Source organism: Mesorhizobium onobrychidis, assembly GCF_024707545.1.
GTDB classification, from domain to species: domain Bacteria; phylum Pseudomonadota; class Alphaproteobacteria; order Rhizobiales; family Rhizobiaceae; genus Mesorhizobium; species Mesorhizobium onobrychidis.
Genome location: NZ_CP062229.1, coordinates 4,241,536 through 4,259,257 on the forward strand (window position 1 = coordinate 4,241,536; position 17,722 = coordinate 4,259,257).

Here is a 17,722-nt window from a genome sequence, read left to right on the forward strand (position 1 = left end):
CTCTTCATTCCGGCAGATAGGCACCGAACGCCTGTAACTCCAGTTCCGTCTCCCGGACACGAGCCGCGGCGGCCGGCCCGCTGCGCGCCAGCATCGTTGCAGCCAGCGCTTCCACGATAGCCATAGCTGCGGCTACCGACGGGAAGAAAGACGGGCTGTCGGTAGAGAATCGCAATGTAACGTCGGCATGCCGCGCGATCGGAGCAGCCACGCTGTCGACAATCGCGACAATCGGAACGCTGTGTCGTTGCGCGGCCTCCATCACCGGCCCGAGTTCACGCGAGTAGGGCGAAAAGCCGATCGCGACGACCGCTTCCCTCTTTCCAAGCGCTGCGAGTTCCGCCTCGATCGCACCGCCGTCGCCGCCGAGCAGCGTGACGTCGCGCCGAAACATCCGGCAGAGATAGACGAGCGCGTGGGCGGGCGCGCGGCAGCTTCGGAACCCGGCGATGCGTATGTGCTGTGCCTTCTCCAGTATCGCGCAGGCCCTGGCTATTTCTTCGCTGCCGTTGGCCGCCTCGGCCGCCGCCAGATTGGCAACCGTCGTCCTCAGCGATTCCGCGAAAATCGCCTCCGACCCGCGCTTGACAAGCGCATCGGCCCTTGCCGCGAAAGGCGCCTTGCCGGAACGCAGCCGGTCCTCGAACGGCTTGCGCAGCGCCGCCCAATCACCGAAGCCCAGCCGCCGCGCCAATCGCACGAAGGTCGTCGGTGTCACCTCTGATCGCGCGGCCAGAACCCGCATGGAAACCAGCGCCACCTCGTCGGGATGATCGACCAGGAATCGCGCCGCCTTGCGCAGTTCTGGGCTCAATTCGGGGAGTTCGGTCAATATGCGCGCCAGAAGCGCGTCGAAACCCATCTCCCGCGTATTCATTGTAACAACCATTTCCCTTGATTGATAAAGCGCAACAATCGTAGCATGCATCGACGTGCCTTGACACTAAAACACCGGACGGCCGCGACGGCACGCAAAGTACCAAGGGAGAACCAGATGAAACATGCCCGGACTGCACGCCACGGAGCGCAGATCGCCGCCTTGTCGGCCGCGCTGCTGTTTTCGGCCAGCGCAATGGCGCAGCAGAATTTCGTTACTATCGGGACCGGTGGCGTCACCGGCGTCTATTATGCCGCCGGCGGTGCTATCTGCCGCCTGCTCAACAAGGATCGTAAGACACACGGCATCCGCTGCTCGGTCGAATCGACCGGCGGATCGGCATTCAACGTGAACACGATCAAGGAAGGCGAACTCGACTTCGGCATGGCGCAGTCCGACGTCCAGTACAACGCCTACAAGGGGCTGGAATCATTCAAGGACGGTGGCGCCCATGCCGACCTGCGCGCGGTTTTCTCGATCCATCCGGAGCCGTTCACGGTCCTGGCGCATCCGAATGCCGGCGTGACGAAATTCGAGGACTTCAAGGGCAAACGTTTCAACGTCGGCAATCCCGGTTCCGGGACACGCGCTTCCATGGAACGTCTGCTCGGTGCGATGGGCTGGACGTTGGCCGACTTTTCGCTCGCATCGGAGTTGAAGGCTGACGAGCACGGCCCGGCGCTCTGCGACGGCAAGATCGACGGGTTCTTCTACGGCGTCGGCCATCCCTCCGCGAACATCCAGGATCCGACGACCACCTGCGCCGCCAAGCTGGTGCCGTTGACCGGAGAAGTCGTGGACAAGCTCGTTGCCGAGAATCCTTACTACGCATCCGCAACAGGAGGCGTCATGAGCGAAGTGAAGGGACAACCGGCCGGCGTCGATCTCGAAGAGCTCGAACAGCTTGTCGCGGAGGCTGATACGGGTGGCCGGCATCCGAGCGGAACAGTCGCTCGAATCCTGCTCTGGGTTGCAGTTGCCTGGTCGCTTTTCCAGCTCTGGTACGCGCTTCGCCTTTGCCGTTCGTGTTCGGCTTCGGCATCCTCAATGATACGGAAGCGCGCGCCATCCATCTCGGCTTCGCGCTGTTTTTGACGTTCCTCGCCTATCCGGCGCTGAGATCCTCGCCCCGCGATCGTGTGCCGCTACTCGACTGGGTGCTGGCCGTGGTCGGCGGGTTTGCCGGCGCCTACCTCTTTCTCTTTTACGTCCAGCTTTCCGGACGGCCGGGCCAGCCGACCACGCTCGATCTCGTTACCGGCACCGTTGGCATCCTGTTGCTTCTCGAGGCGACGCGCCGCGCGCTCGGCCTTCCGATGGTGGTCGTGGCATGTGTTTTCATCTTTTACACCTTTGCCGGCCAGTACATGCCGGACGTGATTCAGCATCGCGGCGCATCGCTCAACAAGTTTCTCAACCATCAATGGCTGACCACCGAAGGCCCCCGGCGGGTCCGCTGGACCCGCCGGACTGCCGTCAGGTCACGAAGCCTATTTCAGCCAGCCCTTCTCCTTGAAGTATTTTTCAGCGCCCGGATGCAGCGGCGCGGAATTCCCTTCCGACACCATCTTGGCCGGGTCGAGCTTGGCGAAGGCCGGATGCAGCGACTTGAACTCGTCGAAATTCTCGAACACCGCCCTGGTCAGTTGATAGACGCTCTCATCGGGAACCTTGGCCGAAGTGACCAGCGTGGCGAGCGCACCGAAAGTCCCGGTATCGTCGGGATTGTTTGCGTAAAGGCCGCCTGGGATGATCGCCTTGGCGTCTTCGGGATTGCACTTGGTGTGTCGACGAGCTTCGTCTTTCTCTTCGTCCTGTTCGGTACACTTCTGGAAAAGGCAGGCGCCGGCAACTGGATGATGCAGATATCCATCGCGCTGCTGGGCCATCTGCGGGGCGGCCCGGCGAAAGTTGCCGTGGTCTCATCGGCTCTCAACGGCGTCGTGTCCGGCTCGTCCGTCTCTAATGTGGTTTCAGGCGGCATCTTCACCATCCCGTTGATGAAGCGCACCGGCCTTTCCGGCGTCAAGGCGGGCGCCATCGAGGCCGCGGCCTCGATCAACGGCCAGATCATGCCGCCGGTCATGGGCGCGGCCGCCTTCCTGATGGTCGAATATGTTGGCATTCCCTATTCGGAGATCGTCAAGCACGCGCTGTTGCCGGCGGTTTTTTCCTACATAGCACTGCTCTACATGGTTCACCTCGAAGCGATAAAGATGGACCTGAAGACGATCCCGCAGCGTCCGACGCCGGCAAGAGAACGAATGCTGCGGATGGGGCTGGGACTGTCGGGTAGCATTCTCGCCGTCTGTATCGTCTATTACGGCATTGTTGCTATCCAGGCTGTCTTCGGTGGGACCGCGCCGCCGGTGCTCGCAGTCGCTGGCGTGGCTCTCTACGTCGCCTCCGTCTGGTATTCCTCCCGCTATCCGGACCTCGCACTCGACGATCCGAACGCGCCAATCCTGGAACTGCCGCGCGCCTGGGACGTCACGCGGACCGGGCTCGATTTCCTCATCCCGATCGCCGTGCTTCTCTGGTGCCTGATGGTCGAGCAGATGTCGCCTGGCCTCTCGGCGTTCTGGGCAACGGTCTCGATCCTCGGCATCGTCGTGACGCGCAAGCCGCTGATGGCGGTATTCCGCCACGAAGACCTCGCACCCTCGGTGCGTGCCTCTCGGGACGATCTGATCGATGGACTGGCGCTTGGCGCCCGCAACATGATCGGCATAGGCATCGCCACCGCCACCGCCGGTATCGTCGTCGGCACGATCACGCTGACCGGTCTCGGTCTGATGATGACGGAACTCGTCGAGCTCATCTCCGGCGGCAACGTCATCCTGATGCTGATCCTCATCGCCGCGATCAGTCTTGTGCTCGGCATGGGTATTCCGACCACCGCAAATTATATCCTGGTCGCCACGCTGATGGCGCCGGTCGTGGTCGATCTCGGCGCGCAGGCCGGATTGCCAATCCCGCTGATCGCTGTCCACCTCTTCGTCTTTTACTTCGGCATCATGGCCGATATCACCCCGCCCGTCGGGCTGGCGGCCTTCGCGGCGGCGGCGATTTCCAAGGAAGATCCGATCGCCACCGGTTTCCAGGGCGCGCTCTACTCGTTGCGTACCGCGATCCTGCCGTTCGTCTTCATCTTCAATCCGGCGATCCTGCTGATCGGAGTCGACACCTGGCCCCAGACGATCTGGGTGGCGACGGTCTCGTTGATCGCCATCCTGTTGTTCGCAGCCGCCACCATGAACTGGTTCGTAACGAAAAGCCGTCTGTGGGAAAGTGCGGCCCTGCTTCTCATCTGCTTCACGCTGTTTCGGCCGGACTGGTGGCTCAATCAGGTATCGCCGCCTTACGAGGAACTGCCGGCGAGCGAGTTCCTGTCGGCGGTCGGGCAGGCGCCGGCCGATGGCCGCATCAATTTCGTCGTCGAGGGTGTCGACCTCATGGGCGAAGATGTACGCAAGACGGTCAACGTGCCGCTCGGCGAACCGGGCGAGCCGCTGGAGCGGCTGCGCGGCATCGGCCTTACTATCACGCAAGCGGGCGACACGCTGATGATCAGCAATGTCGATTTCGGATCCTACGCCAAGCGCATCGGGCTGGATGTCGGATATGACGTCGTGGCCGTGCTCAAAAAGGCCGACCAGCCCTCGAGCCTCATTCCGATCGGCCTGGCGCTTGCTGCGACCGCCGGCGTCGCCGGCCTGCAGTTAGCACGGGCGCGCAAGCAGGCGGAGGAAGGCGGGTCGGCGCGCTGAATCTGGAACGTTGATAACAGCTGGTGGCAGGCGCCGGGGGAAACCCTCAGTCGGCGGTCAGCACGACCTTGACGCTCTGCGAACGGTCGGCGGCCAGCCAAAACGCATCGTGGGCCGAGGCGAGGGGGCGTTCGGCGGTCACCAGCTTCAGGACGTCGATGTCCCCGCCGACGATGAGATCGACCGCCTGGTTGAATTCTGCGCCGAAGCGGAACGTGCCTTTCAGGTCGATTTCCTTGGCCATCACCGCATTGGCCGCCACAGGGATCTGACCACCCGGAAGATTGCCGACCTGAACGACCGTGCCGCCGCGCCGGACGCTGGCGATTGCTGCGGCGAGGCCCGCTGCGGTGCCTGAAATCTCGAACGCAACATCGATCGCCTTGTCGGACGCGAGCGTCTTGAGCTCCTCGTCGCCGCCAGACAGGTCGATCGTCCTGTTTGCTCCAAGTTTGCTGGCGAAGGCGAGCGGCGCCTCTGCTATGTCGACGACGGTGAGCTCGCCACATCCCTTGAGCCTGGCCGCGAGCATGGTCAGAAGCCCGATGGGGCCGGCGCCGAACATGACGACGTTGCGACCGGCAATGTCGCCGGCCCGTGCCACAGCGTGCAGGCTGACGGCGAGCGGTTCGGCGAGTGCCGCCGCCTGGTAGGTGACATCAGGCGGGACCTTGACGCATTGCGCGGGCGTGGCGTCGAACACGCTGGCAAAACCGCCTTGCATGTGCGGCGTTTTCGACGCCGAGCCCATGAAATAGATGTTCTCACAGAGGTTGGCGCGGCCCTCCGCGCATCGCGCGCATTGTCCGCACCAGCGCGACGGGTTGACCGCTACGCGATCACCGACGGCAAGTCCGGGCGCGTCAGCGCTGATTTCGACGATCTCCCCGGCGACCTCGTGGCCAAGCACGAGCGGCGATGTGACGACAAAATCGCCGGTCCGCGCATGACGGAAATAGTGCAGGTCGGAACCGCAGATGCCACCTGCGCCGAAACGCACGCGCACCATTCCCGGCGCGAGGGGGCCGAGCGGATGCTCGACGACGCGCAGATCCTCGGGGCCGAACAGCGTCGCGGCGACTGCGCTATCGATCATCGGATCAGTCCCATTTGCGTCGGCAGCCACAGCGTGATGGCGGGGATGAAGGTGATCAAGATCAGCGCGACGATCAACGGGACGAGCCAGGGCAGAATTGCCATGGTCGTACGCTCGACCGACAGCTTGGCGACCCGCGAGAGGACGAACAGCACCATGCCGAGCGGCGGATGGAGGAGACCAATCATCAGATTGAGCGTCATGATCAGACCGAAATGCACCGGGTTGATGCCGTACACGGCGGCCACCGGCAACAGGATGGGCACAAGAATGGTGATCGCCGCAATCGTATCGAGGAAGCAGCCGACCACCAGCATTAGGACGTTCACCAGGATGAGGAAGACCCACATGTTGTCGGTGAGGGCGAAGATGAAGGTCGAGAACAGCTGTGCCGCCTGGCTGACGGTGAGCAGCCAGGCGAATATCGAGGCGGCGGTGACGATGAAGAGTACGGAGGCCGTCGTCTCGATGGTGTCGAAGCTCGCCTTTGCGAGTGTGCGCAGCGTCATCGTGCGGTAGCGCACCAGCCCGAGGAAAAGCGACCAGATCACGGCGGCCATCGCCGCCTCGGTCGGCGTGAACCAGCCCATCGTCATGCCGCCAATCAGGATGATCGGCGTCATCAGTGCCATGACCGCGGAGAAGTCGAAATACCAGTCGACCGCAATCAGCACCAGCAGCGCGATGCCGACCGCGACATTGATGGACAGGCCAAGCTGCACCAGCAAATAACAGGCGAGTGGGAAGGCCGCCACCACCAGCACCTCGCCCGCCGCTTCGGCGAGCCGCCGAAGCTCGAACGGCGTATCGGAACCCCAGCCGCGCCGATAGGCGAAGATGGCGACCGTCACCATCATCAGCACGGTCATGACCACGCCGGGTAGGATGCCGGCCATGAACAGCGCGCCGATCGAGACATTCGCCATCATGCCGTAAATGACGAAGGGCAGCGACGGCGGGAAAATCGGCCCGAGCGTCGCCGAGGCAGCGGTGACCCCGACCGCGGCGTCGATCGGATAGCCGTGGTCCTTCATCGCCTTGATCTCGATGGTGCCGATGCCGGCGGCGTCGGCGAGCGCGGTGCCCGACATACCAGAGAAGATCACCGATCCGATGATGTTGACCTGCGCCAGGCCGCCCTTCATCCAGCCGACCAGCGCAAGGGCGAAGGCATAGATGCGGCCAGTGACGCCGGCGATGTTCATGAGGTTGCCGGCGAGGATGAAGAAGGGCACGGCTAGCAGCGGAAAGCTCTCCACCCCGGCAATCATGCGCTGGGCTGCGATGATGTCGGGCGCGACACCATAGATGACGAGGTAGAGCACCGAGGCTGCCGCCATCGACACGGCGACCGGCACGCCAATCAGCATCAGGACCAGAAAGCCTCCGACCAATAGCAGCATCGCTCAGTCCCCCACCGTTTCGAACGCACCGGGGCGCTCGAGCACCGAATAGCCACGCCTGTAGTTGCCAATGAAGACCTGGATCGAGCGCGCGAACATCAGCGCGAAGCCCGCCAGGACGGCGTAGAAGAACCAGCGGCGCGGCAGGTTGACGGTGACCATGCGCTCGTGCGCGACGATCGAGACGTAGCGCCACATCAGCCAGGTTCCGTAGGCGAAGAAGACGACACGGATGACGTCGACGCTAAGCGCGAGCCAGCGGCCGACGCGCTCCGGCAGGTAATGGTAAAGCACATCGACATGGATGTGGCGCGAGATGCGCACGCACATAGCGGCGCCGAGAAAGACGACGACCACGAGCGCGTTGATGGCGATCTCCTCGGTCCAAGCAAGGCTGTTGTTCAGCGCATAACGGGTGAAGAACTGCAGGAAGACACAGACGACCATGCCCCAGAACACGGCGAGCGTGATCCAGTCCTCAATGCCGTGGTGCGACAGGTCAATGTGTACCGGCACCTCCTCGAAAGCGTGGGCGATCTCTTCGACGGTGATCTCGGTATGGTGTTCCTCGGCCATTGGCGTGGGCTCCCGAAGCTGGTGGGTCATCAAGGATTGGAAAGGCCGTCCGGCGCAACATGGGACCGGACGGACGGGCAGGTTAAAGCGGCGAATCCGGTTGCCGCTCTATCCCCTTGTCTGAGCACCTGATTTTCCCGATACTCTACTTGATCGCGCGGATCGCTTCCCAATCGGCCTTGTTGTAGCCGAACTCCTCGAACGTGACCTTCTCAAGCACATTCTTCTCAAAATCGGCACGGTCGATGTCGGTCACGGTGATGCCGCGATCCTTGAACACCTGCACCAACTCCTTTTCGCGCGCGACGATCTTTGCCGTGGCACGGGCGGCCGCCTCCTGCATCACCTCGGTGAAGATCTGCTTGTCCTCGTCGGAAAGCGAGGCCCAGCGCGACTGGGATACGATCGTGTTGAGGTGATCGACGATGTGTCCGGTGAGCACGATGTGCTTCTGCACCTCGTGGAATTTCTTCGCCTCGATGGTGGTCAGCGGGTTCTCCTGAGCCTCGACGGTGCCGTTCTGCAGGGCCAGATACACCTCGGCGAAGGCGATCGGCGCGGTGTTGGCGCCGCACGCGCGCGGCATGGCGAGATAGGCCGGAACGTCGGGGACGCGCATCTTCAGACCTTGCATATCGGCACATTTGGCGATCGGCCGGTTTGAGGTGGTCTGTCGGGTGCCATAATAGGTGGTGGCCGTTATGTGATGGCCTGACTTTTCCTCGTAGCCCTTGGTCAACGCCTTGTAGACGTCGCTTTTGGTGTATTTCAGCAGATGGTCGGCGTCGCGGAAGGTATACGGGAAATAGGTGACGCCGATCGGCGGATATTCGCGCGCCGCAAAGCTCGACCCGGAAATGATGACATCGACAGTGCCGAGCGTCAGGCCCTGGTTTATGTCCGCTTCCTTACCGAGCTGCGAGGCCGGATAGACGTCGACGGTGTAGCGGCCCTGGGTGCGCTTCTTAATCTCCTCCGCTGCCCACACGGACTCGGTATGGAAGGGCTCCGACGTCTCATACACGTGGGCCCATTTCAGAGCTGTCTGCGCCGAGGCCGAAGCCAAAGGCATAGCGATTGCTGCGATCGCACCGAGTAGAATTGCGTATTTTCTCAGCATTGTGTTCCTCCCTGAGGTTGGATTTGACTGCTCCGACCGGATCTCCCCCCGGCCGACTGCTAGACCTTTTAGTTTGAGCATCGGTTTTTCCCAAAACCGGTTCCCACTTTTGGGTCCGATGCTCTATTCCGCGACCTCCCTGGCCGCGGATTTCTCACCGAAATTGCGTGAGAATCTCAGTTGCGACTGACGCAGATGTTCCTGCATGGCGGCTTTGGCCCGTTCAGGGTCGCGCGCCGCGATCGCGTCGCGCACCGCGCGATGCTCCTCCGCGGCGACCCGCCAGGAATCCCTGTTCTCGAAATAGCTCGACAGGCGTTCGAAATATGGGTTCATGCGCTGGTCGAAAAGCTCGCCGATGCAGCGCACCAGGACGGCGTTTCCGAGAATGCCCGCCACCATCGTATGGAACTCGCGGTCGACCGCGATCGTCATCTTGGTCGGGTGAGGTATGTCCTCCATGCGGCGCAGCACGTCGTCCATATGTTCGATGTCGATCGGCCGAACATGGAGGGCGGCTTCGGCGGCGATCGCGCCTTCGATGAACTCGCGCGCCCGCAACAGTTCGAACGGGCCTTCATCCATCTCTGCGGTCAAAACGTCGGCCCGCGGCCGGTCGGTGACATAGATGCCGGAACCGACGCGAATGCGTATGCGCCCCTCGACCTCGAGCGCGATCAGCGCTTCACGGACGGTGGGGCGGGAGATGCCCAGCTGATCGGCCAGTTCGCGTTCGGTCGGCAGGCGATCGCCGACTGCGAACTCGCCCGCGTCGATCAGCTGCCTGAGCTGATCGGCGATCTGTCGGTAAAGTCGACGCGGTTCAACGGCCTGGATCGGCATTGTTACCCAGTTCTACTTCAACGGAATCATCTGGCTGATCCCGGATCGGTAAATTGGTCTGACCTATTGATCGAAAGTGCCGCGAAAAAAACGGAGAGTCAAGCAGCAGAGAACGCTCATGGAACTCATTCTCGGTGACTTTCTTGGAAACCACGGATCGGCCAAGGCTGGACGGCAACACTTGACCTTCCAGCAACCGGAAGGCTTATCGCGTGGTTTCGCCGCCAACACCATCTCCGGAAGTAGGGGAGCGGCCTATGACGCGGCGCGTTCAAGGAGGCGGCCGAAACAGTCCGTCGCTCTAGGTCAGTGGGAGAGAAAACCGACAGGAGTTCTGCAGTGTTCGTACAGCCCGTCGACTACTTTCTTGCAGTCTGGTTCGTTCTAGCGGCCCTCAGTACGGGTTATGTGGCGTGGGATCAGTTCCGCAATAATCCCGAACCCGTAGTGATGAAATGGGGCTTCATCCTGGTCACGCTCTATATGGGACCGCTGGGGTTGTTGATTTACGTGCTGGCCGACAAGGAGCCTCGGCCGGGCGAACATGAGGCATTCACCAAGCCGCTCTGGAAGCAAGGCGTCGGCTCGACGATCCACTGCGTCGCCGGAGACGCCACCGGCATAATCCTCGCGGCGGCAATCACTGCCGCGCTTGGGCTGCCGATGTGGATCGATCTCATCGTTGAGTATGTTGCCGGGTTCGCCTTCGGCCTGTTCATCTTCCAGTCGCTGTTCATGAAATCGATGATGGGCGGCACCTATTGGGAGAATGTTCGCAAGAGCTTCATGCCGGAATTCATCAGCATGAATTTCATGATGGCGGGCATGGCGCCGGTCATGAGCTTTCTGATGATGGGCAGCGACATGCGGGCTATGGAGCCGACCGAGCTTCTGTTCTGGGGCGTCATGTCGTTCGGCGTGATCGTTGGCTTCATCACCGCATATCCTGCCAACGTGTGGATGGTGGCCCGTGGCCTGAAGCACGGGCTGATGACCGAACGCGAACCGGAATTCGACGAGGCGAGGGAAGGCAGGCGCGAGCACGCATATGGCGGCGCTGAAGCCGGGATGGCGGGGTACCGTCACGCTCACGCGCGCCTCGACGAACATGCCAACCCCAGACATGGCGGCCCAGGTGGCAACCCTGGGGCCGGCCATCATGGATCCTCCTCCCATGGCAATGGGGGAGGCGGGTCGCGTGGTACGCATGGCGGTCACGGCATGGAACCGGATGCAACTGTGCCGCAACTCGCGGCCTTCGGCGGCGTGTCCGTACTTGCGCTGGCGCTCGGCATGATCGCTCCGGCCAACTGGGTGAACCTCACCCTCAGCGCGCGAGACGTCGGCGGCGCCATCATGCCGCCCGGCATGATCATGGACCGCGACACGCCGGCTGCAGCGATGGCTGGACATGGCCGCCGTGCATCCTCGCCTGATCACGGCCAGCCATGGCCTGGAGGTTCGCGGCGACCGGGAACTGGAAGCCAGGATGGAGAACGGGGTGAAGGTGTTCGATCTTGAAACCTCGGTCATCCGCTGGGCGATCCTGCCGGACGTGAAAGTCGACGCCTATGCGATCAACGGTCAGGTTCCGGGCCCACGGCTGCATATCCGGCAAGGCGACCGGGTGCGCATCAACGTCACGAACCGTCTGCCGGAGAGCACGACCATCCATTGGCACGGGTTGAGCCTACCGAACGAAATGGATGGCCCGGCCGAGATCACGCAGGAGCCGATCCCGCCCGGCGGCAGCTACCGATACGAATTCACGGCGGGCCAATCGGGGACCTATTTCTATCATTCGCACGACCATGTCGACCGCCAGCAGGCGCTCGGACTCTACGGCGCACTCATCATCGATCCCGCCAATCCCCAGGACGAGATTGCGGCCGACCACGACTATGTTATCCAGCTTCAGGAATGGCTGATGCGAGAGGGACTGACTTTTCCGTCGATGCCGATGGACGGCGGGCAGCCGAATTATTTCACCATCAACGGCCGCGCCTATCCGTCAACCGACACGATCAGGATGAAAGTCGGCGAAACTCTGAAAGTGCGCTTCATCGGCACCAACAATGGGTTTATCCACCCGATGCACATCCACGGCGGTCCATTCGAAGTTGTCGCCCGCGACGGCGAGACTATCCCTGAGTCGGCACGATTCCTTGCCGATACGGTCAACGTCGGACCCGGGCAACGCTACGATGTCGTCTGGCAGGCACGCCGGCCCGGAAAATGGCTGATCCACTGCCATATCGGGCATCATACGACCAACAACAATGTCGAAGAGAAGGGCGGTGGCGGACTGATGGTCGTAATCGATGTGCAACCCTGAAGCCCGCTCCGCAAGGCGAAACGTAGATGGATATCTTTGCCATCTACGGCGGCCTGTTTGCTATTGCCTTCGCTGCGGCGACCATCCTTCCGGCGCAGTCGGAGGCCGCCCTTGCAGGGCTCCTCGCCATGGATTCCTTCTCGCCCGCAATGCTGGTTCTTGTCGCCAGCCTGGGCAACGTCCTGGGTTCTGTGGTGAACTGGGGACTTGGTCGAGGGATCGAACGCTTCCGGGACAGGCCCTGGTTTCCGCTGCGCCCCGCGACGCTCAACCGCGCCACGAGCTGGTATCGCCGTTATGGAAGATGGTCGCTCCTGTTAAGCTGGATGCCGATCGTCGGCGACCCGCTGACCGTGGTCGCTGGGGCTTTGCGCGAGCCGCTATGGAGCTTTGTCGCAATCGTCGCCGTCGCGAAGATTTCGCGTTATCTGGTCGTCGCCGGAGCAGTGCTGGGCCTGATGTAAAACCGAGATCGCGGACATCGCAGCAGGCAGTTGCGTTCACTTTTGGTTGCACTGCAACAAAGCGGCCGCGGCGACCTTGACAAATCAGACGAACAATTGTCGGAAGGGTGCGATGACGAATGTTGGTCGAATCTCGATCTTGGGAAACATACCGCTCCGAGCAATGCTGGCGGTCGTATTCCTGGTCATGTCGGCTCTTCAGCCTGGTCTGTTTGCCACAGCCAACGCCACGGGTTTTCACGCCGGGGTGGATCTCCAGGCCGAGATACCCGCACATGATATGGGCCATCACGGCGCCACGGCGGACGACGCGGACACGTCAGAGCATCATCATGGCGACAAGCAATCCTCCGACAAGAGCTGTGAAGTCCATTGCGCGCCGGCAAATGCGGTGCCGGTCGACTGCCCTGACTTGGAGCAGGTTGTCTCCCGCTGCTTTGCGTCCGTCGTTGCGGTCACTTTGCCGCTTGGCGAATACACAGCGCTCATAAGGCCACCCAAACATCTGAACTGACGCGCCCTCTTCGGGGCCTTCGCGCGCAGCGTCGGGAATCCGTTCCCGCGCGGCCAAACGCATACGTCATACTTCAGGTCTACAATGAAAATCGCAAGCTCTGCGATGCTCGCATCGCTGTTAGTTGCCGGATGTGCGGCAACCACGCCGCCGGACATCCTTCCCGCCTTCAATCCGGCCGATCCCGCAATGGGCGTCCGTGATGCGCACTACCACCCGGCCGTCGTCGACTATCGCCATCGGGAGCCAGTCGATCCGCAGAATTGGCGGCGTCTCAATGAAGAACGCCCCTCTGCGAACCCGGGAGCCGGATCATGAAGCGTCGGCTCCTGACCATGGCTGCAGTGGTAACCATCCCGCTGATCGCTGCCGGATGCACGACCAACGGGGCCCTCGACATCTCAGCCCCTACGGCCGGCTTCACGACCGTCGCGGCGCGTGCCGAATCCGTGACCGGCAAGCAAAACGTGTGGGTGCAGTCCAGAGAGGAAGCGCGGACGGTCTCGGAGCGCGTGAAGCGCCTCGTCCAGAAGAAGACGATCGGCCCGGACACCGCGGTGCAGGTCGCCTTGCTTAACAACAAGGGCCTGCAGGCTGCCTACGCCGAGATCGGCTTGTCGGCGGCCGACCTGTGGCAGGAATCGATGCTCGTCAATCCGACGATCTCGATCGGCATGATCGGCGTCGATCCTGTGCGGACGATTGAAGGAGCGGTGGTCAGCAACATCCTTGCGCTGGCGACCCATAAGCGGCGCGTCGCAGTCGCGGATGCACGTTTCCGTCAGGCCCAGCTCCGCGCCGCCGAAGAAACGCTACGACTGGCTGCGGACTCGCGGCGGGCCTGGATCAATGCTGTCTCGGCCTGGGAGAGCGTTTCCTATCTCAACAAGGCGCAAGCCGCAGCCGATGCTGCCTCCGAACTCGCTCAAAAACTTGGCGAGACGGGCGCCTTCACAAAGACCGGCCAAGCCCGAGAACACGTCTTCTATGCCGAGATCACCGGTCAGGCGGCGGAGGCGCGGCTCGCCGCGCGGACCGCCAAGGAAGAGCTCACCCGGCTGATGGGTCTATGGGGAGCGGACGTCGATTACTCGGTCCCCAACATGCTTCCAGCCTTGCCGAGAGGCGCCGAGGCCAAACGCGCAATCGAGGCGGAGGCGCTAAGAAATCGCGTCGACCTTGAGATCGCGAAACTTGAGCTGGAAGCGCTGGCGAAATCCTACGGTCTGACCGAGGCGACGCGCTACGTTAGCGATCTGGAACTGCTTTCCGGCGTGGAGGTGGAACGTGAGGAGTCGGAGGAGGGCGGAACAGAGACCCGTGTTTCACCCACTCTCGAGCTCGAGTTCGTCATTCCGATTTTCGACACCGGCAAGGCACGCATGCGCAAGGCCGAGCTTGCCTACATGCAAGCCGCAAACCGGTTCGCGGAAAAGGCCGTCAACATCCGGTCGGAGGCCAGATCCGCCTATGACGCCTACCGTTCGACCTACGACATTGCCCGGCACTATCGGAACAATGTTGTGCCGCTGCGAACAAAAATCGAGGCGGAGTCGGTCCTCACTTACAACGGCATGATCACCAACACGTTCGAGCTGCTGGCCGACACACGCGCGAAAATCAGCTCGATCATGCTTTCCCTCAACGCCAAGCGCAATTTCTGGCTGGCCGACGTCAATCTCGGAACCGCCATCCACGGTGGCGGCGCAAGCTCGTCCGGGGGCGGTGACGCACCGGCCGCCGCCGAAGCAGGCCCCGAAGGCCACTGAATTCAAGGAGAAGAAAATGCTTTCAAGACGTCAGTTGCTAGGCGCGGGAGCCCTGCTCGCCGGCGCCACTGCATGGACCAAAACGTCTGCGATGGGGCTGCCCGACGCTCCAATCATGGAGTCTCCCGACATGCAGCCTCCGATCTTCCCGACGAGCGGACCGGACTACCAGCCGGTCGTGACGCTCAACGGCTGGACCCTTCCGCATCGCATGAACAACGGCGTGAAGGAGTTCCACCTCGTGGCCGAGCCGGTCGAGCGCGAGATGTCGCCCGGCATGACTGCCTATCTCTGGGGCTACAATGGTCAATCGCCCGGCCCGACCATAGAGGCGGTCGAGGGCGATCGAGTCCGCATCTTCGTAACAAACAAGCTGCCGGAGCACACGACGATCCATTGGCACGGCATGATCCTGCCCAACGGCATGGACGGCGTGACCGGCCTTACCCAGCCCGGAATCCCGCCCGGCAAGACCTTCGTCTACGAGTTCGACCTCGTGAAGAGCGGCACATTCATGTATCACCCGCACGCCGACGAAATGGTCCAGATGGCGATGGGCATGATGGGCTTCTTCGTCATTCATCCCAAAGACCCGAAATTCATGCGCGTGGACCGCGATTTCGTGTTCCTGCTGAACGCCTTCGACATCGAACCGGGGTCGTACGTCCCGCGCATCATGGAAATGACGGATTTCAACCTCTGGGGCTGGAACAGCCGCGTCTTTCCGGGGATCAGCCATCTTCCGGTGGCGAAAAACGACCGGGTCAGGGTCCGCGTGGGCAACCTGACCATGACCAATCATCCGATCCACATGCATGGCTACGATTTCGAGGTGACCTGCACCGATGGCGGCTGGGTTCGGCCGGAGGCGCGATGGCCGGAGGTGTCGATCGACATCCCCGTCGGCGCCATGCGGGCATATGAGTTCGAAGCCAAATATGAGGGCGACTGGGCGATCCATTGCCATAAGTCGCACCACACAATGAACGCCATGGGCCACGACGTGCCCACGTTCATCGGCGTCGACAACTCGAAGGTCACCGACAAGATCCGCCGGGTCCAGCCCGAATACATGGCCATGGGTGACCGCGGCATGGCCGACATGGGCGAGATGGAGATGCCGCTTCCCGACAACACGATCCCAATGATGACCGGCTGGGGCCAATTCGGCGCCATCGAGATGGGCGGGATGTTCTCGGTGGTGAAGGTTCGCGAGGGCCTGGCTTCGAACGATTACGCCGATCCGGGCTGGTACCAGCACCCGGAGGGAACCGTAGCTTACGAGTGGAAGGGAGATGTCCCCGCTCCGACGAAATCAGGCGACGCAAAAACGATGGCCCCGGCAGCGCACGGCGGTCACGGCAAACAGGGATGAGAAACCGAAACCCTTCAACCTCAACAATGAGAGAAAGTGCAGCATGAAACATATAATCGCAGCGGCCGTTTTGATGGCGGTCAGTTCGGGAGCAGCTCTTGCCGGTGGAACCCACGCCGGAGGCCATGGCGACAAAGCCGCCAAGATGCCGATCGGCAGCCCTGGCGAGGCTGGCAAGGCAAAGCGGACTGTCAACATCTCGATGTCGGAGAATGACGACGGGAAGATGATGTTCCAACCGGCCGTACTCAAGGTGAAGAAGGGCGAGACCGTTCGCCTGAAGTTCGCCAACAAAGGCCAGGTCGACCACGAATTCGTCATGGACGCCCATGACGGGATCATGGAGCACAAGGCGCTGATGGAGAAGTTCCCCGAGATGGAGCACGCCGATCCCAACTCAATCCGGCTGGCGCCCGGCGCCAGAGGCGAGATCATCTGGACGTTCGCCAACGCCGGCGAATTCGGCTTCGCCTGCCTGATCCCGGGTCACTACGATTCCGGCATGAAGGGCGATATCACCGTCGCCCACTAACCCCCAAAATCGCAAAGGAAGCAGTCATGAAGATATTGATAAGAGCATTCTCGACCCTCGCGCTCGCGCTCGCCATCGGCGGGAGCGCGTTCGCACAGGAATACGTGAAAGGCGAAGTCCTCAAGGTCGACGCCAAGCAGAAGAAGCTGACGATCAAGCATGAGCCGCTGACGAATCTCGACATGCCAGCGATGACGATGGTGTTCGTCGTCGCGGAGGACGGCATGATCGAGAAGGTCAAAGCGGGTCAAGCAATCGAGTTTGCAGCCGACCGCGTCAACGGGCGCATCACGGTCACCGATATTAAGTGATCCACGACTAGCGCCGCGGGTTGCAAATCAACCCGCGGCCGCCGTCCGATCAGGCAAAAACGCGCTTCATGACGAGGGGGCCGCGCAGAATGTTATCCAGAGATTCTCTTTCCAATCGTCAGGTGCGGAACGGCTTAGAGGTATCTCTATAGGATATCTTCGCGCGCCCACGCTCACATACGCCGGATAATTGCAGCGAACGCGTGCACGATGCTTGCCGGTATCTTCGTACCTGATGGCGCCGTTCGCGTCTGTTTTGACTAAGCCAATAGCGACGTCGAAGTCATAGTCCCCATCTCGCGAGACGCTATTGTTCAGGATGCTAAGCTGGACCGAGGTGGCATCTGGAAAATTGGCAGTGTAAAAGATCAGTTGCTCCGCCGCCATCGAGGGCGTAGCCACCAACACGCCGGCAAAAAATGCAATGGCGCGCATCTCCTCCTCCCGAGGATCCAAAACCAGACTATCATCTCTCGCGTCGATATTCGAATCTCCGTTTCGGAGTGGGCGGAGGCATCCAGAAAGGCCGGATATTCCTCGACGTGCGCAGCGCTTGAGGCGGTCGTATGAAGTCTTTGCCGCGGCGATTAGGCATCGTGAAGAACGAAATCGCTTCTTCTTTGCATCGGCTCGAAGTGATCAAAGCATGAGTGGAAGCGTTGGCGGCGATGGCTTGTGCGCGATTTCACAAGAAGGTCATAAACACCCGAGACACTATCGCGCGGTGGCTGCCTATG

At 61.7% G+C, this 17,722-nt stretch carries 15 protein-coding genes and 3 pseudogenes; 10 read left to right on the forward strand and 8 right to left on the reverse strand.

Annotation, left to right across the window (positions count from 1 at the left end; translation table 11 throughout):
- Positions 1-4 precede the first annotated feature (4 nt).
- Entirely contained in the window at positions 5-877 is an 873-nt protein-coding gene (locus IHQ72_RS21030) for a MurR/RpiR family transcriptional regulator (protein WP_258116988.1), read from the reverse strand.
- A gap of 117 nt (positions 878-994) precedes the next feature.
- On the opposite strand from IHQ72_RS21030, the gene IHQ72_RS21035 reads away from it, so the two are divergent.
- Positions 995-1,972: a TAXI family TRAP transporter solute-binding subunit gene (locus IHQ72_RS21035; RefSeq protein WP_309508602.1), complete on the forward strand. Its 978-nt coding sequence runs from the start codon at positions 995-997 to the stop codon at positions 1,970-1,972.
- Positions 1,973-2,367: 395 nt separating this feature from the next.
- On the opposite strand, the pseudogene IHQ72_RS37505 reads toward IHQ72_RS21035, so the two are convergent.
- Positions 2,368-2,652, reverse strand: a pseudogene (locus IHQ72_RS37505) (TAXI family TRAP transporter solute-binding subunit); the annotation flags it as partial.
- Between IHQ72_RS37505 and IHQ72_RS21045 the strand changes: the two are divergent.
- Positions 2,638-4,647 (forward strand): annotated as a pseudogene (locus IHQ72_RS21045) (TRAP transporter permease); the annotation flags it as partial. The pseudogenes IHQ72_RS37505 and IHQ72_RS21045 sit on opposite strands and share 15 nt — an antisense overlap.
- A gap of 46 nt (positions 4,648-4,693) precedes the next feature.
- Here IHQ72_RS21045 and IHQ72_RS21050 read toward each other — a convergent pair.
- From IHQ72_RS21050 to IHQ72_RS21070, 5 genes are all read right to left on the reverse strand, one after another.
- The gene (locus IHQ72_RS21050; RefSeq protein WP_258116990.1) at positions 4,694-5,743 is read right to left on the reverse strand and encodes an L-idonate 5-dehydrogenase; all 1,050 of its coding nucleotides are present in this window, start codon (positions 5,741-5,743) and stop codon (positions 4,694-4,696) included.
- A complete protein-coding gene (locus tag IHQ72_RS21055; protein ID WP_258116992.1) occupies positions 5,740-7,146 on the reverse strand; it encodes a TRAP transporter large permease in 1,407 nt (468 codons plus the stop codon). Before IHQ72_RS21055 ends, IHQ72_RS21050 begins: the two co-directional genes overlap by 4 nt.
- Positions 7,147-7,149: 3 nt before the next feature.
- Positions 7,150-7,722 carry a TRAP transporter small permease gene (locus tag IHQ72_RS21060; protein ID WP_077384116.1) on the reverse strand — a complete coding sequence of 191 codons (573 nt, stop codon included), beginning with the start codon at positions 7,720-7,722 and terminating at the stop codon, positions 7,150-7,152.
- Positions 7,723-7,867: 145 nt separating this feature from the next.
- Positions 7,868-8,842 (reverse strand): sialic acid TRAP transporter substrate-binding protein SiaP, encoded by a 975-nt coding sequence (locus tag IHQ72_RS21065; protein WP_258116995.1) that lies wholly within the window; start codon positions 8,840-8,842, stop codon positions 7,868-7,870.
- Between the two features lie 123 nt (positions 8,843-8,965).
- Complete coding sequence (locus IHQ72_RS21070) at positions 8,966-9,685, reverse strand: FadR/GntR family transcriptional regulator (RefSeq protein ID WP_258116996.1); 720 nt, start codon at positions 9,683-9,685, stop codon at positions 8,966-8,968.
- Between the two features lie 339 nt (positions 9,686-10,024).
- Between IHQ72_RS21070 and IHQ72_RS21075 the strand changes: the two are divergent.
- The 8 genes and pseudogenes from IHQ72_RS21075 (at position 10,025) to IHQ72_RS21110 (ending at position 16,985) form a co-directional block, all read left to right on the forward strand.
- Positions 10,025-12,020: pseudogene (locus IHQ72_RS21075) on the forward strand (multicopper oxidase domain-containing protein).
- A gap of 26 nt (positions 12,021-12,046) precedes the next feature.
- On the forward strand, positions 12,047-12,484 hold the full coding sequence (locus IHQ72_RS21080; RefSeq protein ID WP_258116997.1) for a YqaA family protein: 438 nt from the start codon (positions 12,047-12,049) through the stop codon (positions 12,482-12,484).
- A gap of 112 nt (positions 12,485-12,596) precedes the next feature.
- Positions 12,597-12,998, forward strand: coding sequence for a hypothetical protein (locus IHQ72_RS21085; protein WP_258116998.1), 402 nt, complete (start codon positions 12,597-12,599; stop codon positions 12,996-12,998).
- Between the two features lie 84 nt (positions 12,999-13,082).
- Positions 13,083-13,316: a hypothetical protein gene (locus IHQ72_RS21090; protein ID WP_258117000.1), complete on the forward strand. Its 234-nt coding sequence runs from the start codon at positions 13,083-13,085 to the stop codon at positions 13,314-13,316.
- The gene (locus IHQ72_RS21095) at positions 13,313-14,767 is read left to right on the forward strand and encodes a TolC family protein (protein WP_258117001.1); all 1,455 of its coding nucleotides are present in this window, start codon (positions 13,313-13,315) and stop codon (positions 14,765-14,767) included. The genes IHQ72_RS21090 and IHQ72_RS21095 overlap by 4 nt, the downstream gene beginning before the upstream one ends.
- Positions 14,768-14,783: 16 nt before the next feature.
- Positions 14,784-16,142 (forward strand): multicopper oxidase family protein, encoded by a 1,359-nt coding sequence (locus tag IHQ72_RS21100; protein WP_192360582.1) that lies wholly within the window; start codon positions 14,784-14,786, stop codon positions 16,140-16,142.
- 43 nt (positions 16,143-16,185) lie between these two features.
- On the forward strand, positions 16,186-16,674 hold the full coding sequence (locus tag IHQ72_RS21105; RefSeq protein WP_258117005.1) for a cupredoxin domain-containing protein: 489 nt from the start codon (positions 16,186-16,188) through the stop codon (positions 16,672-16,674).
- Between the two features lie 26 nt (positions 16,675-16,700).
- Complete coding sequence (locus IHQ72_RS21110) at positions 16,701-16,985, forward strand: copper-binding protein (RefSeq protein ID WP_258117006.1); 285 nt, start codon at positions 16,701-16,703, stop codon at positions 16,983-16,985.
- A gap of 66 nt (positions 16,986-17,051) precedes the next feature.
- Here the strand turns inward: IHQ72_RS21110 and IHQ72_RS21115 are convergent, their stop codons facing one another.
- Positions 17,052-17,420, reverse strand: a complete 369-nt coding sequence (locus IHQ72_RS21115; protein ID WP_258117007.1) for a hypothetical protein — start codon at positions 17,418-17,420, stop codon at positions 17,052-17,054.
- Positions 17,421-17,722: the final 302 nt, after the last annotated feature.

Bases quoted from the DNA above. Each gene is read 5' to 3' on its own strand.
- IHQ72_RS21050 (WP_258116990.1), bottom strand. From the start codon at position 5,743: ATGATCGATAGCGCAGTCGCCGCGACGCTGTTCGGCCCCGAGGATCTG.
- IHQ72_RS21090 (WP_258117000.1), top strand. From the start codon at position 13,083: ATGAAAATCGCAAGCTCTGCGATGCTCGCATCGCTGTTAGTTGCCGGA.
- IHQ72_RS21060 (WP_077384116.1), bottom strand. From the start codon at position 7,722: ATGGCCGAGGAACACCATACCGAGATCACCGTCGAAGAGATCGCCCAC.
- IHQ72_RS21070 (WP_258116996.1), bottom strand. From the start codon at position 9,685: ATGCCGATCCAGGCCGTTGAACCGCGTCGACTTTACCGACAGATCGCC.
- IHQ72_RS21065 (WP_258116995.1), bottom strand. From the start codon at position 8,842: ATGCTGAGAAAATACGCAATTCTACTCGGTGCGATCGCAGCAATCGCT.
- IHQ72_RS21115 (WP_258117007.1), bottom strand. From the start codon at position 17,420: ATGCGCGCCATTGCATTTTTTGCCGGCGTGTTGGTGGCTACGCCCTCG.
- IHQ72_RS21085 (WP_258116998.1), top strand. From the start codon at position 12,597: ATGACGAATGTTGGTCGAATCTCGATCTTGGGAAACATACCGCTCCGA.
- IHQ72_RS21095 (WP_258117001.1), top strand. From the start codon at position 13,313: ATGAAGCGTCGGCTCCTGACCATGGCTGCAGTGGTAACCATCCCGCTG.
- IHQ72_RS21030 (WP_258116988.1), bottom strand. From the start codon at position 877: ATGAATACGCGGGAGATGGGTTTCGACGCGCTTCTGGCGCGCATATTG.
- IHQ72_RS21035 (WP_309508602.1), top strand. From the start codon at position 995: ATGAAACATGCCCGGACTGCACGCCACGGAGCGCAGATCGCCGCCTTG.
- IHQ72_RS21110 (WP_258117006.1), top strand. From the start codon at position 16,701: ATGAAGATATTGATAAGAGCATTCTCGACCCTCGCGCTCGCGCTCGCC.
- IHQ72_RS21105 (WP_258117005.1), top strand. From the start codon at position 16,186: ATGAAACATATAATCGCAGCGGCCGTTTTGATGGCGGTCAGTTCGGGA.
- IHQ72_RS21080 (WP_258116997.1), top strand. From the start codon at position 12,047: ATGGATATCTTTGCCATCTACGGCGGCCTGTTTGCTATTGCCTTCGCT.
- IHQ72_RS21055 (WP_258116992.1), bottom strand. From the start codon at position 7,146: ATGCTGCTATTGGTCGGAGGCTTTCTGGTCCTGATGCTGATTGGCGTG.
- IHQ72_RS21100 (WP_192360582.1), top strand. From the start codon at position 14,784: ATGCTTTCAAGACGTCAGTTGCTAGGCGCGGGAGCCCTGCTCGCCGGC.